The sequence below is a fragment of the Enterobacter cloacae complex sp. Mu1197 genome (genome assembly GCF_040059225.1).
In the GTDB taxonomy this organism is placed as follows: Bacteria; Pseudomonadota; Gammaproteobacteria; order Enterobacterales; family Enterobacteriaceae; genus Enterobacter; species Enterobacter quasiroggenkampii.
This window is the reverse complement of the sequence record NZ_CP157375.1, coordinates 64,115-82,813: the sequence shown is the minus strand read 5'-3', so window position 1 is coordinate 82,813 and position 18,699 is coordinate 64,115. Positions and strand designations below refer to the sequence as shown.

General features: G+C 51.5%; 17 protein-coding genes, 1 tRNA gene and 2 pseudogenes. 11 read left to right on the top strand and 9 right to left on the bottom strand.

Annotated elements, in window-relative coordinates; genetic code table 11:
* The first annotated feature begins 27 nt into the window (after positions 1–27).
* Positions 28–1,716 carry an AsmA family protein gene (locus ABFV38_RS00375; protein ID WP_348958143.1) on the top strand — a complete coding sequence of 563 codons (1,689 nt, stop codon included), beginning with the start codon at positions 28–30 and terminating at the stop codon, positions 1,714–1,716.
* Positions 1,717–1,800: 84 nt separating this feature from the next.
* Here ABFV38_RS00375 and yicI read toward each other — a convergent pair whose 3' ends face one another.
* Both yicI and ABFV38_RS00365 read right to left on the bottom strand, forming a co-directional pair.
* Positions 1,801–4,119 carry an alpha-xylosidase gene (gene yicI / locus ABFV38_RS00370; protein WP_348958141.1) on the bottom strand — a complete coding sequence of 773 codons (2,319 nt, stop codon included), beginning with the start codon at positions 4,117–4,119 and terminating at the stop codon, positions 1,801–1,803.
* Positions 4,120–4,131: 12 nt separating this feature from the next.
* Positions 4,132–5,523, bottom strand: a complete 1,392-nt coding sequence (locus tag ABFV38_RS00365) for a glycoside-pentoside-hexuronide family transporter (RefSeq protein ID WP_262752423.1) — start codon at positions 5,521–5,523, stop codon at positions 4,132–4,134.
* 290 nt (positions 5,524–5,813) lie between these two features.
* Here ABFV38_RS00365 and ABFV38_RS00360 point away from each other — a divergent pair.
* Positions 5,814–5,908 (top strand) — tRNA-Sec (locus tag ABFV38_RS00360).
* A gap of 11 nt (positions 5,909–5,919) precedes the next feature.
* Here ABFV38_RS00360 and ABFV38_RS00355 read toward each other — a convergent pair.
* The gene (locus tag ABFV38_RS00355; protein ID WP_348958139.1) at positions 5,920–7,914 is read right to left on the bottom strand and encodes an AAA family ATPase; all 1,995 of its coding nucleotides are present in this window, start codon (positions 7,912–7,914) and stop codon (positions 5,920–5,922) included.
* 294 nt (positions 7,915–8,208) lie between these two features.
* Here ABFV38_RS00355 and ABFV38_RS00350 point away from each other — a divergent pair.
* The 5 genes and pseudogenes from ABFV38_RS00350 (at position 8,209) to ABFV38_RS00330 (ending at position 10,971) form a co-directional block, all read left to right on the top strand.
* Positions 8,209–8,444: pseudogene (locus ABFV38_RS00350) on the top strand (SymE family type I addiction module toxin).
* Positions 8,434–9,263 (top strand): annotated as a pseudogene (rhuM, locus tag ABFV38_RS00345) (RhuM family protein). The pseudogenes ABFV38_RS00350 and rhuM overlap by 11 nt, the downstream one beginning before the upstream one ends.
* A 263-nt stretch (positions 9,264–9,526) precedes the next feature.
* Positions 9,527–10,012, top strand: coding sequence for a type VI secretion system tube protein TssD (gene tssD, locus ABFV38_RS00340; RefSeq protein ID WP_048030814.1), 486 nt, complete (start codon positions 9,527–9,529; stop codon positions 10,010–10,012).
* 9 nt (positions 10,013–10,021) lie between these two features.
* The gene (locus tag ABFV38_RS00335) at positions 10,022–10,387 is read left to right on the top strand and encodes a tlde1 domain-containing protein (RefSeq protein WP_023345185.1); all 366 of its coding nucleotides are present in this window, start codon (positions 10,022–10,024) and stop codon (positions 10,385–10,387) included.
* Positions 10,351–10,971 carry a hypothetical protein gene (locus ABFV38_RS00330; protein ID WP_348958137.1) on the top strand — a complete coding sequence of 207 codons (621 nt, stop codon included), beginning with the start codon at positions 10,351–10,353 and terminating at the stop codon, positions 10,969–10,971. The genes ABFV38_RS00335 and ABFV38_RS00330 overlap by 37 nt, the downstream gene beginning before the upstream one ends.
* A gap of 32 nt (positions 10,972–11,003) precedes the next feature.
* Here ABFV38_RS00330 and ABFV38_RS00325 read toward each other — a convergent pair whose 3' ends face one another.
* From ABFV38_RS00325 to ABFV38_RS00315, 3 genes are all read right to left on the bottom strand, one after another.
* Positions 11,004–11,447 (bottom strand): acetyltransferase, encoded by a 444-nt coding sequence (locus tag ABFV38_RS00325; RefSeq protein WP_348958136.1) that lies wholly within the window; start codon positions 11,445–11,447, stop codon positions 11,004–11,006.
* 104 nt (positions 11,448–11,551) lie between these two features.
* Positions 11,552–12,550, bottom strand: a complete 999-nt coding sequence (locus ABFV38_RS00320) for a class I SAM-dependent methyltransferase (protein WP_348958134.1) — start codon at positions 12,548–12,550, stop codon at positions 11,552–11,554.
* Positions 12,551–12,628: 78 nt separating this feature from the next.
* Positions 12,629–13,153: a lipocalin family protein gene (locus ABFV38_RS00315; RefSeq protein ID WP_008500115.1), complete on the bottom strand. Its 525-nt coding sequence runs from the start codon at positions 13,151–13,153 to the stop codon at positions 12,629–12,631.
* 117 nt (positions 13,154–13,270) lie between these two features.
* On the opposite strand from ABFV38_RS00315, the gene ABFV38_RS00310 reads away from it, so the two are divergent.
* The 4 genes from ABFV38_RS00310 to ABFV38_RS00295 all read left to right on the top strand — a co-directional run bounded on the left by ABFV38_RS00310 (position 13,271) and on the right by ABFV38_RS00295 (position 16,805).
* Positions 13,271–13,996, top strand: a complete 726-nt coding sequence (locus tag ABFV38_RS00310; RefSeq protein ID WP_048030818.1) for a MerR family transcriptional regulator — start codon at positions 13,271–13,273, stop codon at positions 13,994–13,996.
* Between the two features lie 99 nt (positions 13,997–14,095).
* Positions 14,096–14,509, top strand: a complete 414-nt coding sequence (gene uraH, locus ABFV38_RS00305) for a hydroxyisourate hydrolase (RefSeq protein ID WP_048226512.1) — start codon at positions 14,096–14,098, stop codon at positions 14,507–14,509.
* A 102-nt stretch (positions 14,510–14,611) separates the two neighbouring features.
* A complete protein-coding gene (locus ABFV38_RS00300; RefSeq protein WP_048030819.1) occupies positions 14,612–15,571 on the top strand; it encodes a DUF523 and DUF1722 domain-containing protein in 960 nt (319 codons plus the stop codon).
* A 145-nt stretch (positions 15,572–15,716) separates the two neighbouring features.
* Positions 15,717–16,805: an AAA family ATPase gene (locus ABFV38_RS00295; protein ID WP_348958132.1), complete on the top strand. Its 1,089-nt coding sequence runs from the start codon at positions 15,717–15,719 to the stop codon at positions 16,803–16,805.
* Between the two features lie 38 nt (positions 16,806–16,843).
* On the opposite strand, the gene ABFV38_RS00290 is transcribed toward ABFV38_RS00295, so the two are convergent.
* From ABFV38_RS00290 to ABFV38_RS00280, 3 genes are all read right to left on the bottom strand, one after another.
* Positions 16,844–17,299, bottom strand: a complete 456-nt coding sequence (locus tag ABFV38_RS00290) for a hypothetical protein (RefSeq protein ID WP_348958131.1) — start codon at positions 17,297–17,299, stop codon at positions 16,844–16,846.
* Positions 17,300–17,601: 302 nt separating this feature from the next.
* Positions 17,602–17,988: a contact-dependent growth inhibition system immunity protein gene (locus ABFV38_RS00285; protein ID WP_235400517.1), complete on the bottom strand. Its 387-nt coding sequence runs from the start codon at positions 17,986–17,988 to the stop codon at positions 17,602–17,604.
* Positions 17,985–18,680, bottom strand: a complete 696-nt coding sequence (locus ABFV38_RS00280; RefSeq protein WP_248222735.1) for a polymorphic toxin type 28 domain-containing protein — start codon at positions 18,678–18,680, stop codon at positions 17,985–17,987. Before ABFV38_RS00280 ends, ABFV38_RS00285 begins: the two co-directional genes overlap by 4 nt.
* Positions 18,681–18,699: the final 19 nt, after the last annotated feature.

The following is an 18,699-nucleotide window of genomic DNA, read 5'->3' as shown; positions in this document are numbered from 1 at the left end:
TATGTGCGTTTTGCGGGATGGAAGACCATGAAATTTATTGGAAAGCTACTCGTCTATCTTCTGGTAGCCCTGCTCATTGTGATGCTGGCGCTCTATATTCTGCTCCAGACCCGCTGGGGTGCGGCTCAGGTCAGCAGCTGGGTTACGGTGAATACCAACTACGAACTCAGTTTCGACAAGATGAATCACCGCTTTTCGTCGCCTTCCCACCTCATTCTGGAAAACGTTACCTTCGGTCGGGACGGAAAACCCGCCACCCTGGTTGCCAAAAAAGTGGATATCGGCCTGAGTAGCCGCCAGATAACCGATCCGCTGCACGTGGACACCATCACCCTGTTCGACGGCACGCTTAATCTCTCCCCACAGACCGCGCCGCTGCCTTTCCAGGCCGATCGTCTGCAATTGAACAACATGGCGTTCAACAGCCCGAATACCGAATGGGATCTGAGCGCGCAGAAGGTGACGGGCGGCGTCAGCCCATGGCAGCCGGAAGCGGGCAACGTGCTGGGTAATCACGCGCAGATCCAGATGAGCGCAGGCTCGCTGACTCTGAACGGCGTACCGGCCACCAACGTGCTGATCGAGGGCCAGCTTAACGGCAAGGAGGTGGTGCTGAACACGATTGGTGCCGATATGGCCCGCGGCTCACTCACCGGCTCCGCTCTGCGCAACGCCGACGGGAGCTGGATTATCGACACCATGCGCCTGAACGAAATCCGCCTGCAGAGCGATAAAACGCTGACCGCGTTCTTCGCGCCGCTGGCCACTATCCCCTCTCTGCAGATTGGTCGTCTGGACGTGACCGACGCCCGGCTTCAGGGCCCGGACTGGGCGGTGACCGATCTCGATTTAAGCCTGCGCAACCTGACTCTCAGCAAAGGCGACTGGCAGAGCCAGGAGGGCCGTCTGTCGATGAACGCCAGCGAGTTTATCTACGGCTCGCTGCATCTGTTTGACCCGATCCTGAATGCGGAGTTTTCCCCGCAGGGAATGGCGCTGCGTCAGTTTACCTCCCGCTGGGAAGGCGGCATGGTGCGCACCTCCGGCAACTGGCTGCGCGACGGTAAAGCGCTGGTGCTGGACGATGTCGCCATCGCCGGGCTGGAGTACACCCTGCCGCAGAACTGGAAAACGCTGTGGATGGCGCCTCTGCCGGAATGGCTGAACAGCGTCACGCTGCAAAAATTCGGCCTGAGCCGTAACCTGGTGATCGACATCGATCCTGCCTTCCCGTGGCAGATCACCTCTCTGGATGGCTATGGCGCAAACCTGCAGCTGGTGAAAGATCGTCAGTGGGGCGTCTGGGGCGGCAGCGCGACCCTGAACGGCGCGGCGGCAACCTTTAACCGCGTCGACGTACGTCGTCCGTCGCTGGTGCTGAATGCCAACGCCGCCACGGTGAATATTACCGACCTCAGCGCGTTTACCGAAAAAGGCATTCTGGAAGCGACGGCGACCGTTTCACAACTCCCGCAGCGGCAGACCGCGGTGAGCCTGAACGGGCGCGGCGTACCGCTCAACGTGCTGCAGCAGTGGGGCTGGCCTGCGCTGCCGATTGCAGGCGACGGTAATATTCAGCTCACCGCCAGCGGCAGCGTGCAGGCCAGTGCGCCGCTGAAGCCAACGGTGAATGGGAAGCTGAGCGCGGTGAATATGGATAAGCAGCAGGTAGAGCAGACGATGACGGGCGGCGAGGTTTCAACGCCTGTGCAATAAACAAGCCGGGTGGCGGCTACGCCTTACCCGGCCTACATGGGATTGTAGGCCCGGTAAGCGAAGCGCCACCGGGCATTTTCCACCTCAGAGCTGAACCACCACCTCGTCCCCTTCGGCTTTCACCACCACGCCCCACTCGCTGCCCGCCTGCGAACCGCCCTTCACGCCGCTCACCGTCTGCACGTTGCGCAAACACACCGACCAGTTTTGCGCGTCTCCCGTGCCGGTAAAGGTCACGATGTCGCCCTGACGCGATGCCTTCAGCGTAAACGCCACCGCGCCGTTCGCCGAAGGCACTTCGCTCACTGCCGTTGCGCCATCATCCAGGTTAAACAGCTGGAAGGCCGTCCCCTCGTGCCACGCGTAGTCGGGCTTCTGGTTATTATTGCCCAGCGCCAGCAGCGTGTTGTCGCGCACGTAGACCGGCAGGCTCATGAAATCGTGCTGCTGCTTATGCCAGCGGCTGCCCTGGATTTCGTCGTTGTGCCACAGGTGCGTCCAGCGGCCTTCCGGCAGGTAGAACTGCACGTCCCCCGCCTCGGCGAACACCGGAGCGACCATCAGGGCATCCCCCAGCATGTACTGACGGTCGAGGTAATCGCACGCCGGATCGTCCGGGAACTCCAGCATCATCGCCCGCAGCATCGGCGTGCCGAACTCGCGCGCCAGCGTCGCCTGACGGTACAGATACGGCATCAGCTGGCACTTGAGCTGCGTGAAGTGGCGCACCACGTCGCAGGACTCGTCATCGTACGCCCACGGCACGCGGTAGGATTTGCTGCCGTGCAGGCGGCTGTGGCTGGAGAACAGCCCGAACGCGCACCAGCGCTTGTAGACGTGCGCCGGGGCGGTGTTTTCGAACCCGCCGATATCGTGGCTCCAGAAACCGAAGCCGGACAGGCCAATCGACAGCCCGCCGCGCAGGCTTTCCGCCATTGATTCGTAGTTGGCGTAGCAGTCGCCGCCCCAGTGCACCGGGAACTGCTGCGCACCCACTGACGCCGAGCGAGCAAACAGCACCGCCTCTTCTTCCCCCACCGTATCTTTCAGCACGTTCCACACCAGTTCGTTATAGATGTAGGCGTAATGGTTGTGCATCTTCTGCGGATCGGACCCGTCGAACCACTGCACGTCCGTCGGGATACGCTCGCCGAAGTCGGTCTTGAAGCAGTCGACGCCGATATCCACCAGGCCTTTCAGCTTGTCTGCATACCACCGGCACGCGTCCGGGTTGGTGAAGTCGTAAATCGCCAGCCCCGGCTGCCATTTGTCCCACTGCCACAGGGAGCCGTCAGGGCGCTTGAGCAGGTAGCCCTTCGCTTTCAGCTCCTGGAAGATCGGCGACTTCTGGCCAATGTACGGGTTAATCCACACGCAGACCTTCAGCCCTTTCTCCTTCAGGCGGTGGATCATTCCTTCAGGGTCCGGGAAGGTCACCGGATCCCACTCGAAGTCACACCACTGGAAGGCCTTCATCCAGAAGCAGTCGAAGTGAAAGACGTGCAGCGGCAGGTCGCGCTCGGCCATACCGTCGATAAAGATGTTCACCGTCGCTTCGTCGTAATTGGTGGTGAACGAGGTGGTGAGCCACAGGCCGAACGACCAGGCAGGCGGCAGCGCCGGACGCCCGGTGAACTGCGTATAGCGGTTCAGCACCTCTTTCGGCGTCGGGCCGTCGATCACGAAGTACTCAAGATATTCCCCTTCCACACTGAACTGCACCTTAGAGACCTTCTCGGAGCCGACCTCAAACGAGACGTTTTCAGGATGATTCACCAGCACGCCGTAGCCGCGGTTGGTCAGGTAGAACGGGATATTTTTATAGGACTGCTCGGTGCTGGTGCCGCCGTCGCGGTTCCAGGTCTCGACCGTCTGGCCGTTGCGCACCAGCGCGGTGAAGCGCTCGCCCAGACCATAGACCGTTTCCCCCACGCCCAGATCCAGACGCTCAAAAACGTAATTGCGGTGGGTATTGCTGTCCTGCACGTAGCCGTTATTTTTCAGCTGGCTGCCGGTAATACGCTGGCCGTTGCGCAGGAAGTCCAGCGCCCAGAACTCGCCTTTGGTGACGCGCACGCTGACGCTGCCGCTTTTCAGCTCGGCAAATTCGGCGTTGTTTTCGATCTCAACCTTCACGTCTTTCAGGACGTTCAGCGGATAATGTGGACCGTTGTTCAGCGCGCCCTGGAAATGCTCGATGCGCACCCCGACAATCCCTTCCTGCGGGGCAAACAGGCGCACCGTGAACATCAACGTGTCGAGTTGCCAGGTGCGTTCGCGCACGTCGCGCGGCGCCACATACACCACCAGGTCATTACCCTGCTGCTCCACGTCGAACACCTGAACCGGATAGGTCACATTCAGGCCTGGTTGAATAAGCCAGTTTCCATCACTGATTTTCATACTCTCGTCCTCTTAGTTCTGTAATTCTTTGCTGACCGGCAGGTTTTCAAATTCCTGCTGATTGCGGCGTGCGCCCTGTGCCAGTTCGCCCAGGATTTTGGTCAGGAAGGGGGTTTTCAGCGTGTAGTAGCGTTTGGCGATGATGGCGCTCAGCACATAGCAGACCGCCGGGGCCAGGGTAAACAGGCCGATAATGATGCTGATGGTCGCGCTGTTCTGGGTTTTGGCCGCCGCGTCGTAGCCGCCGCCTGCCAGCATCCAGCCGATCATCGCCCCACCCAGCGCCAGACCCAGCTTCAGCACGAACAGCGTGCCTGCAAAGCTGATGCCGGTCAGGCGCTTGCCGTTGGTCCATTCACCGTAGTCGACGGTATCGGACATCATTACCCACTGGATCGGCGTCACCAGCTGGTGCAGCACGCCAATGACGAAGATAAAGGCGAACATCACCACGGTGGCATGCATCGGGACGAAGAACATCGCCACGCTGACCACCGCCAGCGCGGCGTTGGTCCACCAGAAGATGCTGACCTTGCACTTCCAGTCGGTGAGCGGTTTCGCCAGCGCGGAGCCAATCAGGTTGCCGACGCAGTAGGTGGTGAGGAACGCGACGAACACTTCCGGCGAGCCCATGATCCAGGTGCAGTAGTACATCATCGCGCCGCCGCGCACGCAGACGGCAAGGATGTTGAGGATGGTGAGCACGCCCACGATGCGCCACTGGTCGTTTTGCCAGATATCGCGCAGGTCTTCGCGCATGGAGGTGGTGCTCGGTGGCACCTGGATGCGCTCTTTGGTGGTGAAGAAGCAGAACGCCAGCATCAGGAACGCGACCACCGACAGCACGGCGATGCCGCCCTGGAAGCCGAACGCCTTATCGTCGCCGCCAATCAGCTTCACCAGCGGCATCATTAGCACCGTGGAGAGCATGCCGCCCGCGGTCGCCAGCACAAAGCGCCAGGACTGAAGGGAGATACGCTGCGTCGGGTCACTGGTGATCACGCCGCCCAGCGCGCAGTAAGGAATATTAACCACGGTATAGAGCAGGGTCAGCAGCGTGTAGGTCACGGCGGCATAAACCATTTTGCCGTTGAGGCTAAGGTCCGGCGTGGTGTAGGCCAGCACGCAGACGATGCCGAACGGGATCGCGCCGAACAAAATCCACGGTCGGAACTTGCCCCAGCGGCTGCGGGTGCGGTCGGCAATCAGCCCCATGCACGGGTCGGAGATCGCATCCAGCGCGCGCGCCAGCAGGAACATGGTGCCGACAAATCCGGCGGGAATGCCGAAAATATCGGTATAGAAAAACATCATGTACAACATGACGTTATCAAAAATGATGTGGCTGGCGGCGTCTCCCATGCCGTAGCCAATCTTCTCTTTTACTGACAATACTTCGCTCATCTTTTTTTATCCTTCACGCTATAGGGGGCGCTGAGACCGGTTACAGTGTTTTTAAACCATTGTTTCTTGAGCGGGTATTGCGTTTTCTGGTTAGCAGATTACGTTTCTTGTTTTTTGTGATCGCGGTAAATATTGGGGAGCACGAAGGGCTAACATGAGGATTTTCTTAGGAATTAACTGAAACAGGGGGGTACAGGTCAAAAGAGAGATGAAAAAAGTGGTGTGGGGTATGTGGTAAATGCCTGAAAGTAGCTATAATGCGCCCCGCCTCCATGTAGCAATGCAGGCGCGGAAGATCGTCATCTCCGGTGAGGTGGCTGGACTTCAAATCCAGTTGGGGACGCCAGCGTTCCCGGGCAGGTTCGACTCCTGTGATCTTCCGCCAAAAATGTCCATTTATTCCATTATGTTTTGTTCATCTCCATTCTCGAAGAAATCGATTATATCTGTGAGCCATTTATCGCACTTTCTTACCCTCAAATTATTTAGATCTTTAACATACATGTTTGATATTAATGATTTCATTCTTTGAGAAGTTAAATATTCATAAAATTCTTCTTTCTTTTCATACCCCTCAATTGATGTTGGTTTTAAAAAAGCAACACCACCGCTTAGATTAACAAAATCCATCTCTTCATTTAATTTGTAAAAACTTAAAAACTCATGTAGAATTTCATCTTGCTCTTTAATTTTGTGAAGCACGTCCCAAAAAATTTTAGGATCAAGTAAATCTTCAATTTCAGTATTAATCCCCATAGTAGACGCAATTGAAATTAGACCACTTTCGTCATTATTTAAACTTAACCTAAAAAAGCCGAGTTTATTTTTATAATTACTCTTCTTATAGCCGTCAATACGAATTACATTCTTATCGTCTGTATCAATGAGGCACATAACTTTGCCTTTGATTTCTTTGTTTTCTTGTGAGTCAGAAAATGGAACCTGAAGGAAATCAAATATTTTTTTAATATTTCCACACCCATTAAATGGTAATATATATAAATTATTAACTCTATTTTCTAAATATCGCTTGAGATATAAGTAATCCTCTGTTCCCTCACAAAATATCCAGTTATAACTTTTCTTCTTAAGAAGAGTCAGCATGGACGCCATCAAATCAAAGTAGCTTCTAATTTCTATAGAATTTGGGAAAGCACGTCTACTTTCTTGAAGATTATTTAATGGAAAACTTTCTATTTTTAAATTTTCACTCTTACAAACAAAATGTAATGAACCCTCAATAGGTCTCAAGACCAAACCATACCAATGTGTTGTTACAAATATTTGTCGACCATATTTTTCAGATAATTCGATCAAGCTACAAAACTGCTCAAAACGATGTGCAGATTCCAGAGAAACTTCAGGCTCATCAATCGCCAATATTACTTCTTTTTCTTTTTCCTCCTTGGTTGATAATAAGGTTGTTGCAATATCAATTAAAGCCAAGCGTTGCTCACCAGAACTTAAGTTGTTGATACTTTTAGAGTTTTTTGATAAAGGTCTAAGTGAGAAATATTTAACGAAAATTGAGTCAAGTATATCTGTAGGTTTTATAGGTCTTTTAATTGCTCCTTTATATTCGAATTTATAACCTTCAGGTATTTTTTTATTTAAACTTTCAATGTAGGATTCTAACTTCTGATTAATTAAGTCTATAACGCTATATTTTAATGGTTTCTTGCGAGGCCTCCCTGGCTTAAGAATTGAGTTTTCTTTTGAGGGTAATGAATGATCTTTAGATGAAAGTAATTGCCTAATCTCATCTGACACGGTTTTATCCATCATTCCTTGCATCTCCTGCGCCTGCAAAGAAAGTACATCACTTATCTTGTTTTCAACAGGAAGATATATGTAACGATATCTTTCTAAAATCCTTTTAAATATACTTATTATTTTATCTTTAGATACACCATCTTTTTTTGTTGCATTACTAATTTTATTATGGAAAGTCGTAGTAAGCAGTATATTACCTTCATAATCTTTGCCTATCGCTATAAGATAATAATCGCTTGGGTGATACCATTCCTTTAGCTTGTTTCTATATTTTATGAAACTTTTTGTGACTTCATTCGCTGGCATCTCATTAAAATGATGCTCCCAAAAATAGTGGGAAATTCTTGCCATTTGAGGATCATCATCATCCCAATTTGATTTTTTTATCAAAAATAAAGGGAAAATATGTGCACTATCTTTCTTTTGGCCTACTGTATAAGCCCACTCCTTACTATCTATGTTATTCATCAAACAATGAATACTTTCTAGTATAGTTGATTTACCGGCTCCGTTATCACCAGCAAAAATAGACATCCTATCTTTTTCAGATGTGACAAATGGGATAAAATTCATGTTTTTATAAATTTTAAAATTTCTTAAAAAAAGTCCTACAATCATATAAATTCTTCCATTGTGAAATTTATTAAATTGCTGTTAAGTATGTGTGATTAATATCAAGATTAGGTTTCAACTCCTATCCTATATATGTTTCCTATAGGATGACTTTCTAATTTTTGATACTACTCCTTAATAAAAAATCATTTCAAGGTTCAATTTTTACGATTTACTAGAATCGAATTATACTATTTTTATACCACGCCATTATTGTTGTGACTACTGAAATCGAAACGGCCTAGTAATGAGTTTCTAAAACGTCAAAAACTAACCTCACCAACTATCATTTAGTTGATTATGGCTGATTCGCATTCAGCCCAGACACCGACCAATCCAGAACCAAGTGTTCGTTAATTGTGGGATACCGCCCGAATGTTTTCGACAAATGCACGCCGAAAAGCATCCTTTCCGGCAAGTGGCTACACGCGGCGGGGTTTGATACCAGACAGCAGGTAACAGTAAAGGTGAGAAAAGGATGCATCGTTCTGGTGGCGTATAACGAGCAGGAGCAGAGGTTGCAGGATGAGATATGAAGAATTAATTAATTCACCAGCCGGTGAGTTCGTCATGTTTGCCAGCAAGGATGGAAAAGTTCGAATTGAATGCCGCTTCGAAAGCGATACGTTGCGGCTCTCACAGGCCACGATCTGTGAGTTGTACGGCAAAGCCAAAGCAACGATCAGTGGGCATATCAAGAACATTTTTGATGAGGGTGAGCTGGTCGAAAATTCAGTTGTACGGTTTTACCGAACAACTGCCAGCGATGGTAAAGCATATAACGTTCAATATTTTAGCCTGCCCGTCATTCTTGCCATCGGCTATCGCGTCCGCTCCGCGCAAGGGAGATTTCTCATTAGCCGCTGACTATCAGTCGTCGTTCAAAGAGACGACGGAATTCTTCCAGAAAACTGCATTTTGCCTGCACGGGCCACACTGCTACTGAGTTGATTCACCAGCGTTTCGAAGCCACTCAATCGCATATGGGGATGACCAGCTATAAAGGCGAAGAAGTCCGTAAAAGCGATGTCACCACTGCAAAAAATTATCTCTCTCAGGATGAGGTGAGCGAGCTTAATCGCGTCGTTAATATGTGGCTCGAGTTTACCGAAGATCAGGCCAAACGCCGCAAGCAGATATTTTTACGAGACTGGCAAACCAAACTCGATCAGTTCCTGCAATTTAATGACCGGGACGTTTTAGAAGGAGCAGGCAAGATCAGCAAGAAAGCAGCTGATGAAAAGGCGAGCTCAGAATACGTTGAGTATGAAAAAAAGCAGCGCCTGCTGAAAGAAGCCGAAGGTGAGAAAGATATCATCGGCTTATTAAAATGGGATAAGCAGGCTAAGCGCTAATACCGGTATAGGTTCATTATTTAATGATATTCATCATTTCAATATTTGATACTATCTTTTAGTATTCACTATTCTTACGATGAAAGAACAGCCATAAATCAACCTTATAAACTTTAAACATCAATTGATACTACCCATATCTCGCAACAACAACTCTCTTTTAAACCAACCAAAATTCCTTAGCATTACTGTTTTGAAATGTACGTCACAATTTAAACTATTAATGAAGAGTAGCTTCCCTCAGTCTATAAAAGGAGATTGAGATGGCTATACCTGTTTACTTATGGCTCGAGGATGATTCAGGCCGGAGGATTAATGGATCTGTCGATATAAAAGATCGCGAAGGTTCAATAGAAGTGGTTGAGTTTATGCACTCTATAGAACAACCGATAGATAAACTCTCCGGAAAAATCACAGCGAAACGCATTTGTAGTACCTATGCATTCATGAAAGAGATTGATTCATCATCCTCTTATCTATACAAAGCCTTGTGCACTGGGCAAACGCTAAAAAAAGCAGAATTCATATTTTACAGGATAAACTATAACGGGCTTGAAGAGGCTTACTTCAAGACAACTTTAGAAAACGCAAGAGTTGTTCAAATCGAACCTGTCATGTTTGATATTAAACATCCGCAAAACGAACACAATACACACCATGAATATGTAGATCTGACATATGAAAAAATCACATGGCACTATATTGATGGAAACATCATTCACTCTGATACCTGGAAAGAACGCGCTTAAGGAGAAAGTATGTCCTGGGAATATGATGTAAAAGAGCATAAATTTTATCTGGATGGTATTTACCAATTTGATGCAGATTATGCAGGTGCAAGTGGTTACAAAAACGATCCGTCACAAGAATGTGTAAAAAACAGCGGACCTTTGCCGAGGGGTACCTACACTATTGGGTCCCCCCATAATTCTGCTCATACTGGAAAATACACTCTTAGCCTCACACCCTACTCTACAAATGATATGTGCGGTAGAGACTCATTTAAAATTCATGGTAAAAGCAGTTTGCACCCTGACGACTCTTCAGAGGGCTGCATCATTGCACCTCTGAGTGCCAGAAGGAGTATATGGAAAAGCAACGATACGGTATTGATTGTCAAATGAAGTATTTATTTTTTTTCTTGCCATTACTCATAGCAGCCAGTGCGCACGTCTCAGCAACCGAAATGAGTGGCTTCGCGTCCCAGTATTACGATGAAGACGACTCACTGACGGAAAATTCAACGACAGTACCCCTTTTCCCAACCATCATTATAGGCAATAAAACCCTACAAATGGAGGCTACTCACCTGTCAGATATCACCAGTTCCCCCGTTAACAAAGACAGTTCCGCGCGCTGGATCTGCCTCCATGACGACGATGGCACGAATTACTGGTTCATCTCGGATAACGAAATGGGTGCAGGATTGTTAACGGCACTAGCCATAGCCAGGGATGGGATTCATAAAGAGTGTGCAAAAACAACGGAACCTGTCAAAGTCTCAGTCGCTAATGTTCCGTTGTTGAATGCTACTCACGGGAATTTAGTTAAACTGTTCGGTAATAAGGAGATCGCCAAAAAGAAAGCGATGCTCTTTTATCATGAGACACCAGTGCAGGATGGATTCATCCAGAGTAATACGGTCTCTTATTCCTTCGATGGCGAAAAAATGCTTGGCGTAATCATCGGGCAAATTACCAGTAACTAGCTTGCAGACTCCCTCTCCAGAGGGAGAGGGCGTTAAACCTGCCCACCCAACCGCATATGCAGCAACGGAAACGGATTCCCCTGCCCGTCCTGTTCCGAGCGCCCGACCTGCTCAAACCCCATATGGCGATAAAATCCCACACCCTGCGGGTTCTGCTCATTCACATCCACTTCGTTCGCGCCGAACACTGCGATGGCGTGTTGCAGCAGCAATTTCCCGACGCCTTTCCCCCGGCTCGCATCGTCAACAAACAGCATTTCAATGCGGTTTTCATCCACGCCTAAAAAGCCGTGAATAACGCCTGCGTCATCGCGAGCGATCACGACTTTAAGGTTTGGCAGATAGGCGTTGAGCAGTAGCGGGCGCAGCGCCGCAATATCGCTTTCCTGTAAAAAGTGATGGGTGGCGCGAACAGAGGATTCCCAGATCGCGACCAGACGTTCGAAGTGTGTGGGGAGTGCAGTTTCTATTTTCATGGGGGGATCATGATTGGAAAACCCAACTATTTCAAGCCACGCTTTGCGGTCTGTTCCCCCTCACCCCGGACCGTACACTCCTCAGGGAGAGGGAACAGATCGAGCTAAACCCTAATCTCCATCACCGCATACACCCCGTCCTTCGGCACCACCACGGTGACGTTTTCCACCGGCACGCCCGCCGCGAGGTGAATGTCCTGCAGCTGCTGCAGCGTCCTTGGGTGAATATCCTCCCAGCCAATACCGCGCAGTACAAAGTCAATGTGCGGGCTGCTGGTCAGCATGTTCGACACAATCACCGCCCCGCCGGGCTTGACCAGCCGCAGCGCGCGCTGGAGGAAAATCACCGCATCGGTATCGTTGAAGTATTCAAATATCCCCAGCGCGTCGACCAGTTCGGCCTGATGCTCGCCCAGCTCCAGCAGCAGGTCCTCGTTACGCACCAGCGTATGGAGCAGGTTGCGCCTGAGCAGCGTCAGCTGTTCGCCCACCACAATGCCTTCCTGCGCCGCCATGGTTTCCGCCCAGCTCAGCGCTACGGGGTCTTTGTCCACCAGCGTGAGATAGACCTGCTGGCCATCAAGCTTTGCTTCACGCAGCGCCTCCAGCACGGGGATAGCAGCGCCGCTCGCGAGGCTGACCCAGTTGTTCTCGCTCTCATTGTGAATGTACTTATCCACCAGCGCGGCCAGCACCCGGGCGCGGGAACGCACGCCGATGGCATCATTTGCGTGGATAAACCACAGGCGGCTGTCGCTGTCCATTTTTGTTCCGTCGGGCAGGCGGTCTTCCAGCGGGTTTTGCACCACAAACAGCGCCAGCGCGGAGGGGACCAGCCGGGTGCGCCACGCGGTGAGGGCCGGGCGGTTACGGAAGGCCTGTTCGGAATAGCGGTTCTGGGGGACAAGCACGGCCTGCCCGCCTTCGTCGTATTCCACCCGCGGCGGCCGGAGCGCTGGCTCGGCTTTCAGGGCGCGGTCAAGGGAGGCGATCTCACGGGCAGCATCGTCTTTCATCGGCCACTGGTCGCTGACGTCGGGAAATGACGCGCTGAAAATCGTCATATTTTCCGGCGCATCGCCGCGAAAAGGCTGCCAGTTCATGTCGTCTTCTCCCCGTTAGGCTTTTAACGGAAGTCTATCCAGGCCAGCCAGTAATGCCCCAGGAAGAAAGCACGATTTTTATTGCTTCACCCACACCAGCTGGTCAACCCGGAAGCCCAGGCTGCGCGCGGTATTGAGGTAGTCCTGCTTCACCGCATCCGGGATGGTCGGCGTGCGCGACAGGATCCACAGGTAATCGCGGTTCGGGCCGCTGACCAGCGCGTACTGGTACTTGTCATCCAGTCTGATCACGTTATAGCCGCCGTAGAACGGGCCGAAGAAGGAGACCTTCAGCGCGGCCGTGGTCGGTTCGCCGGTAAAGTACGCTTTCCCCTCGCTCTCGTTCCACTTGTTCTTCACCGGATCGTAGCCCCGGTTGAGCACGCTAATACCGCCGTCGCTGCGCTTGCCGTAGGTTGCCGTCACCTGCTCCAGCCCGCGTTCGAAGCGGTTTTCCAGACGGGCGACTTCGTACCATTTGCCGAGATAGCGGCTGGCTTCGAAGTTGGTAATAGGCTGCACGCCTTTCGGCGGCGTGGGGGATTTACAGGCGACCAGCGTCAAAGCAATCGCAACACCGGTCACAACAGGCCATAGCTTCATGAGAATTCCTTTCATTTGCACGGTTGGATGTTAAGTGTAGTGCACCGTTTCGGCGCTTCATCCCGTTCGGGAAAATTCGTAGTATATTGAGAGTATTCCTCCACTCTGGACACGGACATGGCTTACTCCATCGGCGAATTCGCCAGACTCAGCGGCATCACCGCCACCACCCTGCGGGCGTGGCAGCGTCGCTATGGTTTACTCAAGCCACAGCGCACGGAAGGCGGCCATCGCCAGTACAGCGATGAGGACGTCCAGCAGGCGCTCAAAATCCTCGACTGGGTAAAAAAAGGCGTCCCGATCGGCCAGGTCAAGCCGCTGCTGGAACGCCCGACGCCGGGCCGGACTAACAACTGGCAAACCCTGCAGCAGAACATGCTGCAACGCCTGCAGGACGGCAAAGTCGAGTCCCTGCGCCAGATGATTTACGACGCCGGACGCGAGTACCCAAGACCCGAACTGGTCGCGAACGTGCTGCGCCCGCTGCGCAGCCAAGTATCCGCCAACGTGGCCGCCGCCATGACCCTGCGCGCAATCCTCGACGGCATCATCATCGCCTACACCTCGTTTTGTCTCGAGGGTGATAAAAAAGCGCCGGGCGATAATATTCTGCTCAGCGGCTGGCACCTGAACGACGCCTGCGAGATCTGGCTCGAAGCCTTAACGCGCACCGGACAGGGACACCGAATCGACATTTTGCCCTCGCCTCCGGCCGCGCTGGCCCCGGAAATTTTCCCGGAGCGCAAATGGCTTCTGGTCACCAGCGGCAAGCTCACCGCGGCGCGGAAAAAGCAGGTGGAGCAGTGGCAGCAGCAGGTATCGCTTGAAGTGATTATCCTCTGATCATTTTCTCCTGCGGGAATCTTCACGAAAAGTTGAATATTTTCCCGCGCCGCAGATGCTAACGTTTTCCTGTGACGAATAACTCCACAGGAAAACACCATGAAAAAAACTACCCCTCTGCTGATGCTGGCCGCGATGGCCTTTACCCCTGCCGCCTTTAGCGCCGCTCCTGCTGGCACCCTGAGCGTACACATCCTCGACCAGCAAACCGGCACGCCTCCACCGGGCGTCACCGTCACGCTGGAAAAGCAGCAGCAGGACAAATGGACCCCGATCGCCAGCGGTAAAACTGACCAGGATGGACGCATCAAATCGCTCTATCCGCAGGACCAGGACATGCAGCCTGGCGTGTATAAAGTGACCTTCAAAACCGCAGAGTACTTCCACGGCAAAAAGCTCGACTCCTTCTTCCCGGAGATTCCGGTGCTGTTTACCGTGACCCGCACCAACGAGAAGCTGCACATCCCGCTTCTGCTGAGCCAGTACGGTTACTCGACTTACAAGGGCAGCTAAGACGCATTGATTCTAAAGGAATAAAAAAAATAGTTCCGCGAATACTTGGACAAATTAGTCATGTTGTGTAAGTTTTAATTATATGAACGGGAGGACGACACCATGACGACGAAACCAGTGCTGGGTATTAGCGGATGTTTGACCGGATCCGCCGTTCGCTTTGACGGCGGACACAAGCGTATGGGCTTCGTCATGGATGAGCTGGCCCAGTGGGTGAATTTCAGGCCCGTCTGTCCGGAAATGGCCATCGGCCTGCCGACCCCTCGCCCGGCGCTGCGTCTGATCGTGACGGAACACGGTGAAACGCAGATGCGTTTTAGCCATGCGCCTCACGAAGATGTTACGCAGAAAATGGCGGACTTTACAGCAGATTTTTTGCCGAAAATCGGCGATCTCGCCGGTTTTATCGTCTGCGCTAAATCCCCAAGCTGCGGCATGGAACGCGTGCGTCTGTATGATGAAAACGGCAACCGGGGCCGCAAGGAGGGGGTCGGGCTGTTCACCGCCGCCCTCCTTGAAACCTGGCCGTGGCTGCCCGTGGAAGAGGATGGGCGTCTGCACGATCCGGTGCTGCGGGAAAACTTTGTCGAACGTGTTTTTGCCCTGCACGAACTGAACACGCTGCGTAAAAATGGCCTCACGCGCCGCGCGCTGCTGGACTTCCACAGCCGTTACAAACTCCAGCTGCTGGCGCACCATCAGGCGGGTTACCGTGAAATCGGCCCGTTCGTTGCCTCGCTGCACGAGTGGGAAGACCTGGACGCTTTCTTCGTGGCGTACCGGGAAAAGCTGATGACCATCCTGAAAAAACCCGCTTCGCGTAAGAATCACACCAACGTGCTGATGCATATTCAGGGGTATTTTCGTAACCAGCTTAACACCCGCCAGCGCGGCGAGCTGCGCGACGTGATCCTGCACTATCGCAACGGACAGTTGCCTATCCTCGCCCCGATCACGCTGCTGAAGCACTACCTGGCCGAATACCCCGACCGGTATCTGATGACGCAAAACTACTTTGATCCCTATCCTGATGATTTGGGTCTGCGTCTGGCAGTCAAGTGATCATAAAAATGCGAAGGCCCCATTGACCCGTAGAGGCCCAAAGCAGTACCCCGTTTAGACGACATCCTCACTGTCGTCTCTTTTTTGCATTTCATCTCAAAGACTGTGATTATATACAGGCTTATTCTGCGAAAGGGGCCTGCCTGTGATCCACACCCTGCACATTCAAAACTATCGATCCATCCGCGAGATGTCGCTGGAGCTGGAGCAGCTCAATATCGTCTTCGGGCCGAACGGCACTGGAAAATCAAATATCTACAAGGCGATACACCTGATGCACAGCGCCGCCCAGGGGCAGTTTTCCCAGGCGCTGGCGAACGAGGGCGGCATTCTGAAGGTGTTCTGGGCAGGCAAAACCCGTAGCGACCAGCTGCGGCGAATGAACCTCGCGGTGGAAACAGAGAGCTACGAATACGAGCTGCAGGTCGGGTTTGTGGAGAAGCTGCCCTATCCCTCGCAGTTTCAGCTCGACCCGGTGATCAAAGAGGAGTCCATCTGGCTGAGCGGCCAGCACCGTCGACCTTCGTCACAGCTGATGAAGCGTAAGAACCAGGCGGTGTTTCTGAACAACGTGCATCACGAGAAGGTAACCCACAGCGGCACGCTGTACGAGAACGAATCGGTATTCGGACAGCTCGGCGAACCACACCTTTACCCGGAAGTGTCGCAGATGCGCGAGTCCCTGCGTAACTGGCGCTTTTATCATGAGTTTTCTGTATCAATCGGCTCGGCGATGCGGGCCCCGCAGGTCGGTTTCCGCTCCCCGGTGCTGGCCAGCGACGGCGCTAACCTGGCGGCCGCGTTTCAGACCATCGTCGAGATTGGCGACGAGCTGCTGCTGATGCGCATCCTTGACCAGGCCTTCCCCGGCTGCGTGTTTTACAGCGACAACACCGGCGGACGTTTTCGCATGATGATGCAGCGCGAGGGGCTGAGCAGACCGCTTGAACCGGCGGAGTTCTCCGACGGCACCCTGCGCTTCCTGTGCCTGGCGGTAGCGCTGTTAAGCCCGCGCCCACCGGCGTTTATCGCGTTGAACGAACCGGAAAACAGCCTGCACCCGCAGATGCTGCCCGCCCTGGCGAGCTTAATCGCCGAGGCCAGCCGCTACTCGCAGATCTGGCTCACCAGCCACTCGCCGGAGCTGGCGCAGTTGATTGAGAAGCAGCGAACGTTTTCGCTGTATCAGCTGTCGATGACGGAAGGGGAGACGCGGGTGGAGAGGCTGGGGTAGTCTCAATGGGCACGGAGGCTGTTTTTTCGCATCTCGCTTCAGTGAAGTATGCCAATAAAGAACCCCAGATATCCGGCCCTGCTTAACCATATAAAGGGGCTGGTAAGGCCGGATCGCCGGATATTAATCAACTCTCTCATGGGGGCCAGGCCATCATTTTTGATAACGACATTTTTTGCACAATAGCGGCAATGCATAATCAGAAATAAAATTCCGGCGATCGCAAAACCAAAATAACTTTCGCGACTTCCCAAAAAATGAGTGCTTAATTTTAAATAAGTTAATCCCCAGATACTGACTAGAAAGACGATAAATGAAGATGCTGCAATGTTCATGTCTCGCTTACTACCCAGACCAAAAAAGAGCGCATCAAAGAAAAACATCGTGGTTAGAGGTGACTGAACGCTTCTTCCCGTCACTTTACTAAAACGGACAAACACGACAGTTCCGACGAAAAATGCGAACAGCGCAATTCCTAACAGCAGATAAATCATTTGATTAGTCCTTTTTGAAGGGCCAGGATATGAGGTCGGGACTGTTAGAGCCGTTAAGTTTTGAGAGAAATGGCTCAGCAAATACTGTAAAAAACTTTCTTCAATCCTGCTTAGGGTCCTATTTTATACTAACCAACATCCACTAAACGATTGTTTTTTCTCATCTGCGTCCAGATTTTTCAGTTCAGACAGAAGCTGATATATCTCGGCCTCAGCCTTCTCACTTGCGTATTTTGCCCCGACGCACCTTCTTTACCTGAACACGTTCACACTACTACCTTGCGAGAGCAAGCTTCTTTTTCTCACGTACCTATATTATTGATTTTCAATATATCCTTTCTTAATTCATTATCAATATCTGAAGTGTTTATTTTATTTATAATCATCTTAGCCTGTTCAAAACAGTCCATATGACTTTTTAGATCCTCTACTTTTACTGTTGCCAGAGCTGCAATGAGTTCACCATCGTAATATTCCCCCGCCAATGGTTCTTCCTCCAATACTTTTAATACTCTTGGCATTAGCTGGTCGATAAAGAGATCCTGACGAATAGCACGACAAAGATCTTCTACGGACAGCTCTTCTATTGGTATATCAATGACACGTTCAAACCATTGTTCAAGCGATGATTTCTGAACAGAGTTTGGTTTTGAATTTATTTTTCCCATCAACTTACGGAAAGTTATCATATCCCATGTCCTTTCAAGGCAGATTCAATTTTATTGATCGCATCTGTTGCGCGACCATATGCCGCTTGAGCTTCAGGATTATTAACATTTTTCAATGTGTCTGCATGATTCCTTAAGCCCCTGAGGGTATTTTGCATTTCCTGCATGTGATCCCAATATCCACCGCTTTCCTTAGGCACAGGGTTACCATCCATATCCTTAAGCGTTCCTGTGATATCATGATCTTTTAAAGCATTTTTTATAGTGTTATCGATCTTCTTGATAGCACTTTCTTGCTTTTGATTGAGTTTATTAACAGGCTTACTTTCTTGTTTTTCATGATCATTTTCTGGTGGAGTCGGAGAGCCTGAACCAGCCCCGCCATATTCAGCCTTCTCCTCATCCGTCATGTTACCGGCAACGTTGGGTTTCGATTCCTGATTTGAATCATCCGAAGAACATGCACGCCCAAAGCTACACTGAGTGGCTTTATCAACTGCATCAAACAGATCATCCACAGCTGACGCTATTTTGTCATTGGCGTTTTTGGTGACCTGATCTCCCGGGCTTACCGGAACCCCGGGAACAGGCACCGGAACCGGAGGTGCAACACCCAGCGTGTTATTCTCAACAACAACTCGCTCCGACACGGCTATTGAGAACGAACACACTACCGCCCCGGTGAAGATCACCAGGCCCAGTAACAACCCCATCAGCCTTTTGGGCAGACAG